This is a genomic window from Hyphococcus flavus, assembly GCF_028748065.1.
Lineage (GTDB): Bacteria > Pseudomonadota > Alphaproteobacteria > Caulobacterales > Parvularculaceae > Hyphococcus > Hyphococcus flavus.
The window spans coordinates 1,852,258-1,865,664 of sequence record NZ_CP118166.1; the positions used below are offsets into that span (position 1 = coordinate 1,852,258).

Consider the following 13,407-nt stretch of genomic DNA (forward strand, 5'->3'; position numbering starts at 1 on the left):
CTGGAGAAATAAGATGAAATTACTGAAACTCAGTTTTGTTGTGCTTGGCGCATTAACCGCCATTGCTGTTTGGTCCGCTTTTACAGTATTTGTGGGTTTTTATGGCTGGTGGATGAAACCGGTTGCGCCTGAAGACGGTCATGCTGCATTTTTCGCTGAAGCGACACGCATGATTGATGAATTCAATCTCGGCAATACAGCGTTCATTCTTATAGAGGCCGGCGAAACGGTAGGGGAATATTACGCTAGGGCTGAGCGTGCCGTCGATGAGAACACAATCTTTCCAACGTCGTCGTTCAGTAAATGGATCACTGCGATAGGCGTGATGTCGCTGGTCGAGGAGGGGCGGATCGATCTTGATGATGCTGTGTCGTCTCATATGACGCGCTGGAATCTGCCAGATGGCCCATTTAATGAAGACGATGTAACAGTCCGGCGGCTCCTTAGTCACACGGCGGGCCTGACTGATGGCTTGGGGTTCGGTGATTACGAAGCTAGCGAAACTCTGCCTACGCTTGAGCAGTCATTAAGCCACCCACGTGCATCTTCCGGGCGGGATGTGGAGATCACGGTTGGCTCAGAGCCTGGAAAAGAGTTTGCCTATTCCGGAGGCGGTTATCTTATTTTGCAATTAGTGATTGAAGAGGTGTCCGGCCAAGACTATCAGAGTTTTATCGAAGGCAGGCTTCTTAAGCCGCTTGAGATGAACCGCTCATCTTTCAACTTTATTGGAGACATCGAAGAAGCAACTGGCTCCTTCGATCCGGCTGGCAACCCGGCGCCTCAATATAAATATGCGGCCGCGGGCGCCACCGGATTCTCCACGTCGGCCGCCGATTTAATGCGGCTTGTGCATGCAGTTGCGACGGCTGACCCAGCGCTCGGGCTCAGCGCAGAGGCCTTGCAATCCATGCGTGCGCCAGAAGCAAGTATCCTTGGCAGCGGCATATGGGGGCTAGGGACCATGCTTTATGCACCCACACGGTCCGGCAGCGATTATATCTATGGACACGACGGCGCCAATGAACCCGCTATCAATGTTTCCGTGCGTATTAATCCTGAAACGGGTGATGCTTACGTCGCGCTAGTTAATGGGCATCCTTCACTCGCTTCTGACATCGGCGCCGAATGGGTGCTCTGGCAGACTGGTAACCCGGATTTTTTATCCACGGATCGCGTTTTGAAAAGTGCGCTTTTACCTGCGCTGATTGGGAGTGCTGCTATTCTCATTTTGGCGTTTATGTTTTTTCGACGCTTGTTTAACCGATCCCAAGTTAGCCCTCAGTCTTGAGGTTTAGTTTATTCTACTGAAAACTAGATGTCCGCATATACATGACACGGCCGACCGTGATGCGGAATGGAATAAGCCTTGCGGGTCTATTTCAAATTTTAGCAGAGAAACGCTTAGAGGCTGGCTAGGCTTTAGAAAGTATATTGGGTATATAATTGCTCAGATATGATTTTCCCGCAACCTGTGCTTCATGAACCATGTGGGGGGCTATTGTTCCGTGCTCCAAAACGGAAAGTGAAAAAATTAAATCAACGATTTCGACATAATAGAAAAATACTTTGTTGGCGCGAGGAATCTCGGGTAACTGAAAATATCTTTTGATATCCTGCTCTGTCATTTCCGCGATACGTCTGTCATTCTCCCGATCCCAGTGTTTAATTTCCGGGGGAGTCTTCCCGCCGATGATAATTTTCATCGCGGCAGGGTCTTCTTGAAAGAGCTTGGCCCCTTGTTCAATTTGCTTGTCGATTACGTCTTGCCATGTATGAAAGTCTTTGTTTGCAGGGGCCGCAATAGCACTCACATAACGCTGCAAAAATTCCATGGCTATTGCAGCATAAATTGAATTTACATTTGGAAAAAAATGATACGCGGACCCGGCGGGCACTTTCGCTGTTTCAGCAATTTCATTATAGGAAATATCTTCGAGATTCTTTTTTAGCAACAGTTCTTTTGCAGCAGATGTAATGCGCTCACGACGTTTAACGCCGCGCGCTTGCATAGTGCCGCTGCGGCGTTTGCGCTTTACGGTTTTCTTTTTTTGTGTTTTTGCTGCCATAGCCCATTACGAAAAGAATCGCCAAACATTTTGGGCAATATGCTTCGCGACGTCAATTCGGGGCAGCGGCGGATTTGGGCTTTAGAGAATGCCCTCTTCTTTAGCGACTTCATCGATGCAGTAGCGTGCCCGGTCGAACAGCAGGTCGATTTCTTGGGTAGTTATGATCAAAGGCGGGCTGAACTCCAACACCTCCCGTATGGCGCGCATGATGATCCCATTCTCGAACCCTTTTTCTACGCAACGGATGGCGACCCGTTTCTCGGGTGCGAATTTCTCACCTTGTTTCGGATCCCGTACAAGTTCAAGCGCGCCTAGAAGGCCAACGCCTCTCGCCTCGCCGACAAGAGGATGGTCTGCGAATTCTTGTAGTTTATTTTGAAAATGCGGCCCGGCCACATCTCGCACATATTCGACGATTTTTTCGTCTTTCATGATGCGAATGTTTTCAAGAGCTGCCGCGCAGCAAACTGGATGGCCTGAGTAGGTAAAACCATGAGAAATTTCACCGCCGGCGCTAAGCACCGCGTACATATCGTCACTAACCGCAGTGGCTGAGATGGGTGCATATCCTGAGGAAAGCCCTTTCGCCATGTTCAAAATGTCTGGTTTGATATTATAGGTGAAAGAACCGAACCATTCCCCTGTACGCCCAAATCCGGTGATGACTTCGTCGGCAATCAAAAGAACATCGTGTTTTTTGCAAATCTCCTGAACCATCGGCCAGTATGTATCAGGCGCAGGGATGACGCCTCCCGCGCCCATTACAGGTTCAGCAATAAAGGCGGCGATATTATCAGCGCCGGCAAGCAGGATTGCATCTTCAAGCGCTTGCGCGGCTTTGAGCCCGAAGTCTTCTTTCGATTGATTACGCCCGAACTCAAACCAGTAAGGCGGCATTATATGGGTGTAGCCTGCCTGCAAAGTTGAACCCATTTTGTGCATAGCGGGCCAGCCGCCCAGGGACGCTCCGGTGATCGTGCTGCCGTGATAAGCGTGGATAAGACTGATTATTGTTTTCTTGGTGGGTTTACCTTTAAGGTCCCAATAATGACGGACCAACCGCGAGGCGGTGTCGTTAGCATCCGACCCGGATGTACCGAAGAAAATATGATTGAGGCCCTCAGGTGTCAGCGAGGAGATTGTTTCCGCCAGCTCTATTTGCGTCGGCGTTGCGGACATGAAGAATGAGTTGTAATAGCACAGCTCTTCTATTTGAGATTTAACACGCTCTGCAATTTCATTTCGTCCGTATCCGATATTGACGCACCACAGACCTGCCATGCCATCGAGATACTTGTTGCCGTCATTATCCCATATTTCGACACCTTTGCCGCGCGAAATAATTCGCGAGCCGTTTTCGGCTAGGGCTTTGGGATCGGTAAAGGGGTGAGCGTGATGCTTCTTATCCGCCAGTTGTAGCGCTGCAGTTGAAGCAGGCGTTTTTGTCATAACTCACTAGTCCAACATTTAAGCCTTACGGCGGATTTTCTCGTTCGAGGCCTTTGGTGCGCCAAACTTTTCTTCCAGTGCTTTCCGGTTAGCTTTTTCATAACCGTTGAAAACCGAGTTTTAATCGTTACAATTCTTTCCTGTCAAGCTGAGCTCTGGGACAGGTGTGGGCGGGGCTTGGCTCTTTAGTGCGCGTATAGTTAACTGAAAAATCGTAGCTTTTGAATTTGTATTGTCAGGAGAGATGGCGTTTGTTTGATATATGACAGCATCAACGTCAACGGAAAATAGTCGAGTAAAACCGAATATGATACATGGCAACGCTTCAAATATAGAGCCGTTCTCCGAGACGGCTCTATCGCTTTTTCATGCCGCCATGGGCGCGAGCGATGATGCGGAGATCAACGAGAACCATGAGCTGACGCTCGGCGGTACAACTGTGAGCGAGTTGGTCGAGGGTTTTGGAGCGCCTTTATTTGTCATTAGCGAAACAACGTTGCGATCTAATTTTCACCGCTTCCGTTCTGCTTTCCATAGCTGTTGGGATGAATCGGTTGAGGTGCTCTATGCCGTAAAAGCCAACCCAAACCCGGTTCTTTGCAGGATATTGTCAGAGGAAGGGGCAGGTTTTGATTGCACAGGTTATGGAGAGCTAAAGCTTGCGATCGAATACGGAAGGTGCCCAGCTAAAACGACATTAAACGGCAGCAACAAAACGCAACATGAACTGAAGTTAGCGATTGAGGCTGGCGCCATGATTGTTGTCGACGTGGAAAGCGATTTATCGCAACTGGCGTATGCGGCTTCTGGAATGCAGAGTCATGTGAAAGTGTTGATTAGGCTAAAAGCTTTCGATGCTGAACTCATGGCGAATTTTGAAAGCGATGCCTACCCTTCGGGGGATGGGGCTGCGCAAGTTTTGGCGCGAAAAAAATGGGGTCTCGGCTTTGAGGCAGCGAAGCGGGTTATTGAAAAAACCAAAGCTGTATCACAATTGGAGCTTGCTGGTTATCACTTACATATTGGCCGCTTAACGCGAAATGCAGATGCTATAAGGGCAAATGCGACCGCGCTGTCCACGCTTATTGGCGATCTGAATACCGCAACAGGTTTTTCACCGAAGATTATTGATATCGGCGGCGGTTGGCCAAGCGATCGCGACCCTGAAGCGCGTACAGATAAGCTAAATCCGTTTTCCATTGAGGACTACGCGGACTGTGTTTGCGCTGCGTTGCGCGAAGGATTGAATAGATCGGGCATGAAAACGCCGATCCTTTGGTTGGAGCCCGGAAGATATTTGGTGAATAACGCCGGTGTTTTACTGACGCGCGTCGGTTGTATCAAACATGATGAGGACCGATGCTGGGTCAATGTTGACGCCAGCGGTGAGTGGCTTGTGCTAACGACGTTGCATGGCGCGCGCAATTTGATCGTCCCAACAAGCAGAATGGAGCGCAACCTCAGCTTGGTTGCCGATGTGGTCGGACCGAATTGTATTCCAGCAGTGTTTGGCAAAGACAGGCCCCTTCCCGAACTTGAGAGGGGAGAAATGCTCGCCGTTTTTGATGCAGGCGCCTACGGAGAAAGCCAAGCCAGTCAATTTAACTCGATTCCAAGACCCGCAAGCGTGCTTGTTTGTCGTGGAAACGCAGACCTTGTTACGCGGCGGGAGACGATTGATGACCTCTTCGCCCGGTATGTGACGCCTGAAAGATTTGAGTGACGCTCCAACCCTGGCTCTCGAAGTCTGTTGCCAGGGTCCTTTTCCGCTCTATAAAACCGGGGTATAACCGATTATTGACAGATTAAGGAGTGAAAAGATGGCGAAGGTAGACGGCGGCGTCATGGTTATTAAAACGCTTTTGGCGGGCGGCATCGATCAAGGCTTTGCTCTCCATGGCGGCCATCTTGAGCCTGTTTTTCAGGCTGCCATCGATCATTCGTTTCCTATCATAGATACGCGTCACGAGGCGGCGGCGGGGCATGCAGGTGCCGGTTATGCAAAGTCAAATGGGCGTCCTGCGGCAGTGTTCGTAACGGCAGGGCCTGGTATGACAAACGTCATAACGGCTCTCGCTGATGCTTATCTTGACGGCGTTCCAATGATCGTTATCGCTGGGGCTGAGCCCCTGGTTGAGAACGAAGCCAACGCCCTCCAGGGCGGGTTTGATCAAGTCGCGTTAGCCAAACCGGTTTCAAAGTGGGCGTTTCGAATTACGCGTACAGAAACAATTCCCCGGATTGTTGCTCGTGCTATTCGCGTTGCAAGTACTGGGCGCCCCGGTCCGGTGTTTTTGGAAATTCCGGCGGATGTTATTTATCAACCTCTTCCTTATGAAGAGTTTGACTCGCCGAAGATTGAATTGCCAGCAAAGCCAGCGCCGGGAGTTGGAAGCCTTGGTGAAGCGCTAGATCTATTAAAAAAAGCCAAGCGTCCAATCATTATGGCCGGTGCAGGAGTTGCGCTTTCGCAGTCGCAAAAATTACTTACGGCTTTTGCAGAAATGACAGATACGCCCGTTTATACTAATTGTAAGGCTCATGGCGCCATACCGACAAGACATCCGCTATGGGGCGGTGATTTTGCTAATCTTAAAGCATTGAATGACGAGGGGGCGCCGCCGGATGTGGTGTTGTTGCTCGGCGCGAGAATTGGTCGCTATACAGGCGGCATGACGGACAGCCTGGTGCCTTTTGACACGAAGATAATATCAGTTGACATTGACGGGTCTGAGATTGGCCGTCTTCGTCCTGTAAAAATTGGTATCGAAGCTGACTGCAGCGAATTTTTAAATACTGCAATCACAGATGCGGCAGGTTATGACTGGTCTGATCGGGAAGAATGGAGAAGCGTCGTAACGAATGCTGCTGACTGGCACATTCGGCGCTTTAAAGACGCCCTGGATAAATCCAATACCCCAATTCATCCGTATAAGGCAGGCTTTGAAATTGTGAATGCCCTGCCTCAACAAAGCTGGGTCGTAGTTGATGGGGGAGAGTCATATAACTGGATTGAATTAAACCTTGCGCAATCTGACATCGGTGGTTTCATGGTGACGGGCTATCTGGGATGCCTGGGGACTGGAATGCCATATGCTATCGGCGCGCAACTTGCGCATCCGGACAAGCCTATCGTTTGCATAGCTGGGGACGGAGCGGTTGGCTTTAACATCCAGGAATTTGATACTATGGCGCGGCACAATCTGCCGATCCTAAACATCGTTTTCAATAATCAGTGCTGGGGCTTGTCGAAACACGGACAAATGATGATGTTTGGCGCGAACCGGCAATCAATCGTTGATCTTGCAGATTCTGGTTATGACGGCGTTGCGAAAGCATTCGGATGTCATGGTGAGCGTGTGACGGAAGCTGATGAAATCGGCCCTGCGATAAGGCGCGCGCTTGATTCAGGCCTGCCGTCTTGCCTCAACATCGTCGTGGATCGCGAAGTTGTTGCGCCATTTACCGAGGCATTGGTGGGCAACAGGAAATCTCAAGGTGAAGTCGTGATTCCTTACTACGAGAATTTGAATGCCAGCGCATAACTAAACTCGGGAAATTACGGTTCTCACATTTCCCCCCCCAGGGCGCGAGGAGCTTAGAATATAGCTTTTTTCAGCAATGTTCTGCTCAGAGCCGTATTTCCATGCGAAAATACCAAGGAAAGCCCGAGTTTTTCTTGACTGATTTTTAAACTCGTTGAATACTGAGTTCTATGGCGCGTTGTCTTTAAAGTTGCGCCAGGGAGGGTTTTGAAAATGACGGCGAAAATGATCACAGCGGCGAGTTGCGCCGCCTTGCTCGTGTATGGTGGCCCGGCGGCTGCGCAGACTGATGAGATTATCGTCTCTGCTAAGAAACGCGATGAAAGCATTCAGGACGTCAACATTTCCGTTACGGCGATCTCTGGCGATGACATGAAAGCGTACAGCTTCGATACGGCTGATGACATCGCACAACAGACATCAAACCTCACAACGGTAAACCTGTTCGGCAACAACTTGCCGAATTTCGCCATTCGCGGCGTCGGGCTAAATGATATTGCACCAAATAATAGCTCGCCAACGGCTGTTCACGTTGACGAAGTTTTTTACCCATTCGCTGTCATGCTGAATTTCGGACTATTTGACATGGAACGGGTTGAGGTACTCAAAGGGCCTCAGGGTACGTTGTACGGCCGTAACACAACAGCTGGCGCTGTGAGTTTCTTTTCACGACGCCCTGATATCGATGAATTCAGTGCGGAAATTACGGCTGGATACGGTAACTATCAGAATTTTGAAACTAGCGGCTTCATTAATGCGCCGCTCGGCGACCGCGCCGCTTTCCGGCTATCGGGCGACTATCGTAAACAAAGCGATGGACCTTTCTACAACCGGAACTTAGGCCAGAACCATGGTGAGATTGAGCGCTTTGCCCTGCGTGGTCAGCTCAACTTTCAGCCAACAGATGACTTTGAGATCAATCTCAATGTTCACGGCGGCAAAGAAACTAGTGACTTAGCGCAATATGACATGTTGCCGAGCGGGAATGCAGCGCTGGATGGCTTTTGCGATGCTTTTACTAACGGTACTTTGATGGGTGGCGAGCCGGATTGCTTCGACCTCTCTCTCAATCAGGAGCCTGATACAGACCCGTTTACATCTGCGCCCGGATTCAGGCCGTCTTTGAATCTTGAAGGCATAGGCGGTGTCGCCACCATAGAGTGGGATGCGGGGCCGGTTATTCTCACATCCATTACAGGCCTTGAGCATTTTGAACGTGAAGTTCGCGAGGATGCTGACGGCTTCTCGCAGATTATTGTCGACGACTATTACGTAAATGATATCGACGTCTTCTCGCAGGAAGTACGTTTTACGTCGGACTATGACGGTCCGTTTCAGTGGATCGCCGGTCTATATTATCAGACCGACTCATTGGACTCGCCAATATCCGAGGTAAAGGCGTATACGCGCGGCGTTGCCATTAATACGCAAATTTTTCAGGATACGGAGACATTTGCGGCATTCGGAAACGCAGAATATCAGCTTTCACCAATGTGGAAGCTTTCAGGCGGACTGCGTTACACTCATGAGAAGCGGGACTTTGAAGGGCGAACTTTTTTTGACGTTTTCATGATGCCGCCTACAGTCGTTTCTTTCGACCCGCCGCCACCAGGTGATCTTCAACCGTTTGGCGTGCCGGCATCGGAAAGAATTGACTCAAAAGAGTTCAACAATATTTCTGGAAAGGTCGCCCTCGATTTTACACCGGATGACAATACGCTGATCTATCTTAGCGCGTCTCGCGGGTTCAAGAGCGGCGGCTTTAATGGCAACCTGGCGCTAAACGATGCTTCTATTACTGATTTCGATGAAGAAGAAGTCTACGCGTTTGAGTTAGGCAAGAAGCTAACGCTTGCGAATGGGACGTTACGGTGGAATTCAGCAGCCTTCTGGTATGAGTACAAGGACGCTCAACTTCTTGGCAATTTCCTGGTGGATACTGGCGGCGGCGTCATGGGCAACATATTTGCTCTCAATAATCTCGCCGATGCGCGTATTGCCGGCTTTGAGAGTGATATCCAATGGAGCCCGACGCCGGAATGGGATATCCGCGGCGGCATCGGTGTTCTTGACACGCAAATCAAGAACAGCATTGAGCCAATGAACGCGATTACAATTGGCGAAGAACTGTCGTTTGCGCCGCCTGTAAACGCCAATGGCTCAGTGCGATATACAACTGATGTCGCAAACGGCTATGTCGGATCGGTTCAGGTTGACGTTACTCATTCGGCGAAGTTTTTCACCAATATATCCAACATACCAGTGACTGAGTCCGGCGGGTACACATTGGTCAATGGACGGGCGAGCCTGTTTGCCTCTGATCAAGGGTGGCATTTGTCCTTCTGGGCAAGGAATATCTTCAACGAAGAGTATTCAACCTGGGTCAACAACCTTGCAAGCACCTATCGAGTCTTGCGCGCAACGGGCATGCCGCGAACATTCGGCGTTGAGCTAAGCTACGCCTTTAACTAGTTGCGAGGAATAAATCCTCCCTGTAGGCGGGGGAAAGCATTGCGCATGATGCTTCCTCCGCCGATTTATTAGGCGGATTATGGAACGGTTTTCTTCAAAAACTGTAGCGATTTCTGGCGGCGCGTCAGGTATCGGGAGAGCGGCGGCCAAGGCGTTTTCAAGCGAAGGCGCAATAGTTTACATACTCGATCAAAACGACTTGCTTGCTGAAAAAACAGTTGCGGAAATTGGTTCTTTCGCAAGGTTTAAACATGTGAATGTGAAAGATGAGGCGCATTGGATTGGCGCTCTCGATGCAATCGCTTCTGAAACCGGCGGATTGGACGTTCTTGTCAACTCAGCGGGCGTAGGTGCAAGGGCCACATTTGACGAGTGCAACCTTGAAAGCTGGAACCATGTTATCGGCGTTAATCTCACAGGCGCTTTCCTCGGGTGCAAGCATGCGTTTCGCATTATGCGCGCGTCCGGAAGGGGCGGCGCGATTGTAAACCTTTCATCAGTCGCCGCCCACTGGTCTACAGAAGATGGGGCTGCCTACAGCGCCAGTAAGGGCGGGCTAAAGCTTTTGACGCAGAGTGTTGCGCTTGCCGCTGCACATGAAAAGTTAGGCATCCGGTGTAATGCCGTCGAGCCGACTTCGACAGATACTGAGCTTCTTGACCCTATGGCGGAGTCTTTAGGCGGGCGAGAAAAACTTAGAGAGGTCATGGGATCGAAAATTCCCATGGGACGAATGGTGCGCCCGGAAGAGGTTGCTGCCGCCATTTTGTTCCTGGCTTCAGATGACGCATCGATGATTAACGGGATCGGCCTTCCTGTGGACGGCGCGGTGTTGTCTGGAATGGTAGGCCGATACCGCTAATTTCCATTTATGAAGGAGACGGACATGCCGGAGCTCGAAAAATATCAGCTCTATATCGGAGGACGTTTTACAGATCCAAAATCCGGAAAATGGTTACTCTCAGAAAATCCGTACACGCAAAAAGACTGGGCGCGGATACCGCATGCGAATGCCTTAGATATCGAGACTGCAGTCACGGCGGCAGACACGGCGTTTCATTCGCCTGAATGGTGTAATTTAACGGCGGCTGCACGCGGCTCCTTACTGAATACGCTTGCTGATTGCATAGAGGAACAAGGCGAGCATCTGGCGGAGATCGAAACACGCGATAATGGCAAGCTGTTATCGGAGATGAGGGCTCAGCTTTCTTACATCCCGCATATATTTCGTTACTTCGCAGGTTTGGCTGACAAGGTCACCGGCGACGTGGTGCCGCTCGACCGCCCTGACGGTTTTGCCTATACGCGAAAAGAGCCGCTTGGGGTGATTGCTGCGATTACACCCTGGAATTCGCCTTTACTGCTCGCTTCTTTTAAACTCGCGCCAGCGTTGGCGGCAGGTAATACAATCGTTTTAAAACCTTCAGAACACGCCTCTGCATCAACGTTGGAGTTTGCCAAAGTTTTCGCGAAAGCCGGGTTTCCCGACGGTGTTTTAAATGTAGTCACTGGCTATGGGCATGAGATTGGAAATGCGCTGGTTGCTCATGACAAGGTTGCAAAAGTCGCATTCACTGGCGGCGAAGCAGGCGGGCGTGCCGTCGCGCAGACTGCAGGAAGTAGAGCAAAGGCAGTCTTACTTGAGCTTGGCGGTAAATCGCCGAATATCGTTTTTGAAGACGCAGACCTGGACAATGCTGTAAACGGTGTGATCGCAGGCATTTTTGCTGCGAGTGGTCAAACTTGCATTGCGGGCTCAAGGTTGCTTGTTCATCACTCAATACACGATGAATTTGTCAAACGCTTGGTCGATCAGGCGTCGACAGCACGAGTGGGCGATCCCATGGCGTTGGAAACACAAGTTGGGCCAGTCACGACCAAAGCCCAGCAGCAGAAAATTCTTGAATACATTGATATTGCAAAGTCAGAAGGTGCTGAGTGCGTACTTGGCGGCGGTGCAGGCGAGGGACAATTTGTTCAACCTACGATCTTCACGAGTGTAAAGCCGCAGATGCGTATTGCTCAAGAAGAAGTGTTCGGCCCTTTGTTATGCGTCCTATCGTTTGAAAACGAGCAGGAAGCGATTGAGATTGCAAATGGAACGAATTACGGCTTGGCTGCCGGCATATGGACGCAAAACCTTGCTCGTGCTCATCGTGTTGAAAAACAGCTAAAGGCCGGCACCGTCTGGATAAACACCTACCGCGCCTTCAGTGTTCAATTGCCCTTTGGCGGTTATAAACAGAGCGGTGTTGGGAGAGAAAATGGACGCGCCGCTGTGGAAGAGTTTATGGAAAACAAAAGTGTCTGGATAAACCTTGCGCCAAAATTTCCAAACCCCTTTATTATGCAATAGATTACATTGAATCGATCCACTCTTGTGCGTCATCAATGCTTTTACTGAAATGTTTAAGACCCAGGAACAGCATAATGGCGGCGATCGGCAACGTGACTGCGGATACAATTGTCATTGAGTATTTCAGCGCCATCGGGTCTTTGAAAATAAAGTCAGTAATAAGTGCAACCAATGTTGGGCCAAAAATCAGCCCAATGACATTATTAAAGAGAGAGAACAATGCGCCAAGCTGGCCGCGCATTTGGTTTGGCGTAATTGATTGCAGCAGGCCTGGCACAAAGGCAAACAATCCAAATGAAAGACCGATGACTGGAACGCATAGTCCAAGCGAAATCCAGGCATTTGGCGCGAGTGTTAGAGCTATCGCCAAGGGCGCCATCACCAATGTGAGATAGAGCGGCGCGCGCAGGAAGGCGTCCTTGAGGCCGCGCTGGTTCATCCACTGCGCAATGGACGTTCCGCCGATCATACCCAGAGAAGCGAAGATTAGAATGATAATGCCTAGCCGCGTTCCGACCTCACCGGTGTCCCAGCCGAAAGTGCGCTGAAAAAATGGCGGCAACCACATGGTCAATGTGATGGAGTGTAGCCCCAGTAATCCGAAAGCGATAAAGATCACCATGAAAGTATTGCGGTTCTCAACGAATACGAAACGCGCCACCTCTTTTAAAGGGATTTGCAGTGTCGTTTGTTGATGTTTCGCCGTATCAGTTTTCTGTGGCCTCAAGCCTCGGCGTGCTGGCTCCCGGATGAGAAGGACCATTGGCACCAATAGCAACCCTGGCAGGCCAACAATAATAAACGCTGCCTGCCATGGTTCGATCGCGCCAATTATGGGTAAAGATAAGTCAGGGATCCCTGACATCCACTGTAGTACTTTGCCGCCGACCAGGAACGCGAGGCCCGACCCAATAGCTAAAGCCACCATATAAGTGCCAAGCGGGCGAGCGCGTTTTTTGGGCGGGAAATAGTCTGAGATCATTGAAAGCGCGGCGGGAGATAAAGTGGCTTCGCCTATGCCAACACCCACGCGCATCATAAATAGTTGCCAGAAGTTCGTTGCAAGACCGCACATGGCGGTCATCAAGCTCCATACAAAGATACCTCCGGCGATGAGGTTTCGCCGGTTTACACGATCGGCGAGCCGACCCAGAGGAAGGCCCATAATAACGTAAAACAAGGCAAAAGCTGCGCCGCCCAATAAGCTGATTTGAGTATCGTTAATCTGCATGGAGTTACGGATCGGTTCGACAAGTAACCCAAGAATTTGCCGATCTATGTAAGCGGCTGTGTAAGAGAGCGTCAGAACGAATACCGCCCACCAGCCAAGCACAGGACTTGGCCACGCTTTGCTGTCACTTGTTAGCGCTGCCTGCGCGGTGCGATCAAATTGATCCGCCATTTGGTTGTCCTCTGTTTTCATTGTGCCTTGCATTAAGCAGAGAGCTATTCTATCGTCACTCGGGAATCCCCCGGTTTTAGCATTGTTTTCTCTCCGGGTCTATTCGCGTGG

At 50.3% G+C, this 13,407-nt stretch carries 9 protein-coding genes; 6 read left to right on the plus strand and 3 right to left on the minus strand.

What is annotated here, in order from left to right:
• Positions 1-13 precede the first annotated feature (13 nt).
• The gene (locus tag PUV54_RS09035) at positions 14-1,291 is read left to right on the plus strand and encodes a serine hydrolase domain-containing protein (RefSeq protein WP_274491894.1); all 1,278 of its coding nucleotides are present in this window, start codon (positions 14-16) and stop codon (positions 1,289-1,291) included.
• Positions 1,292-1,415: 124 nt separating this feature from the next.
• Here the strand turns inward: PUV54_RS09035 and PUV54_RS09040 are convergent, their stop codons facing one another.
• Together PUV54_RS09040 and PUV54_RS09045 are read right to left on the minus strand one after the other, a co-directional pair.
• Positions 1,416-2,069, minus strand: coding sequence for a TetR/AcrR family transcriptional regulator (locus PUV54_RS09040; RefSeq protein WP_274491895.1), 654 nt, complete (start codon positions 2,067-2,069; stop codon positions 1,416-1,418).
• Between the two features lie 81 nt (positions 2,070-2,150).
• Positions 2,151-3,521 carry an aminotransferase gene (locus PUV54_RS09045; RefSeq protein ID WP_274491896.1) on the minus strand — a complete coding sequence of 457 codons (1,371 nt, stop codon included), beginning with the start codon at positions 3,519-3,521 and terminating at the stop codon, positions 2,151-2,153.
• A gap of 262 nt (positions 3,522-3,783) precedes the next feature.
• Between PUV54_RS09045 and lysA the strand changes: the two genes are divergently transcribed.
• The 5 genes from lysA (at position 3,784) to PUV54_RS09070 (ending at position 11,894) form a co-directional block, all read left to right on the plus strand.
• Positions 3,784-5,244 carry a diaminopimelate decarboxylase gene (gene lysA / locus PUV54_RS09050; RefSeq protein ID WP_274491897.1) on the plus strand — a complete coding sequence of 487 codons (1,461 nt, stop codon included), beginning with the start codon at positions 3,784-3,786 and terminating at the stop codon, positions 5,242-5,244.
• 97 nt (positions 5,245-5,341) lie between these two features.
• Positions 5,342-7,066, plus strand: a complete 1,725-nt coding sequence (locus PUV54_RS09055; protein ID WP_274491898.1) for a thiamine pyrophosphate-binding protein — start codon at positions 5,342-5,344, stop codon at positions 7,064-7,066.
• A gap of 213 nt (positions 7,067-7,279) precedes the next feature.
• The gene (locus PUV54_RS09060; RefSeq protein ID WP_274491899.1) at positions 7,280-9,538 is read left to right on the plus strand and encodes a TonB-dependent receptor; all 2,259 of its coding nucleotides are present in this window, start codon (positions 7,280-7,282) and stop codon (positions 9,536-9,538) included.
• Positions 9,539-9,617: 79 nt separating this feature from the next.
• The gene (locus PUV54_RS09065; protein WP_274491900.1) at positions 9,618-10,400 is read left to right on the plus strand and encodes an SDR family NAD(P)-dependent oxidoreductase; all 783 of its coding nucleotides are present in this window, start codon (positions 9,618-9,620) and stop codon (positions 10,398-10,400) included.
• A gap of 24 nt (positions 10,401-10,424) precedes the next feature.
• Positions 10,425-11,894, plus strand: coding sequence for an aldehyde dehydrogenase (locus PUV54_RS09070; RefSeq protein WP_274491901.1), 1,470 nt, complete (start codon positions 10,425-10,427; stop codon positions 11,892-11,894).
• A gap of 1 nt (position 11,895) precedes the next feature.
• On the opposite strand, the gene PUV54_RS09075 is transcribed toward PUV54_RS09070, so the two are convergent.
• Positions 11,896-13,296 carry a spinster family MFS transporter gene (locus tag PUV54_RS09075; protein ID WP_274491902.1) on the minus strand — a complete coding sequence of 467 codons (1,401 nt, stop codon included), beginning with the start codon at positions 13,294-13,296 and terminating at the stop codon, positions 11,896-11,898.
• Positions 13,297-13,407: the final 111 nt, after the last annotated feature.

Excerpts from the sequence above, each read along its gene's own strand:
- PUV54_RS09035 (WP_274491894.1), top strand. The coding sequence starts at position 14 with ATGAAATTACTGAAACTCAGTTTTGTTGTGCTTGGCGCATTAACCGCC.
- PUV54_RS09040 (WP_274491895.1), bottom strand. The coding sequence starts at position 2,069 with ATGGCAGCAAAAACACAAAAAAAGAAAACCGTAAAGCGCAAACGCCGC.
- PUV54_RS09045 (WP_274491896.1), bottom strand. The coding sequence starts at position 3,521 with ATGACAAAAACGCCTGCTTCAACTGCAGCGCTACAACTGGCGGATAAG.
- lysA (WP_274491897.1), top strand. The coding sequence starts at position 3,784 with ATGACAGCATCAACGTCAACGGAAAATAGTCGAGTAAAACCGAATATG.
- PUV54_RS09055 (WP_274491898.1), top strand. The coding sequence starts at position 5,342 with ATGGCGAAGGTAGACGGCGGCGTCATGGTTATTAAAACGCTTTTGGCG.
- PUV54_RS09060 (WP_274491899.1), top strand. The coding sequence starts at position 7,280 with ATGACGGCGAAAATGATCACAGCGGCGAGTTGCGCCGCCTTGCTCGTG.
- PUV54_RS09065 (WP_274491900.1), top strand. The coding sequence starts at position 9,618 with ATGGAACGGTTTTCTTCAAAAACTGTAGCGATTTCTGGCGGCGCGTCA.
- PUV54_RS09070 (WP_274491901.1), top strand. The coding sequence starts at position 10,425 with ATGCCGGAGCTCGAAAAATATCAGCTCTATATCGGAGGACGTTTTACA.
- PUV54_RS09075 (WP_274491902.1), bottom strand. The coding sequence starts at position 13,296 with ATGGCGGATCAATTTGATCGCACCGCGCAGGCAGCGCTAACAAGTGAC.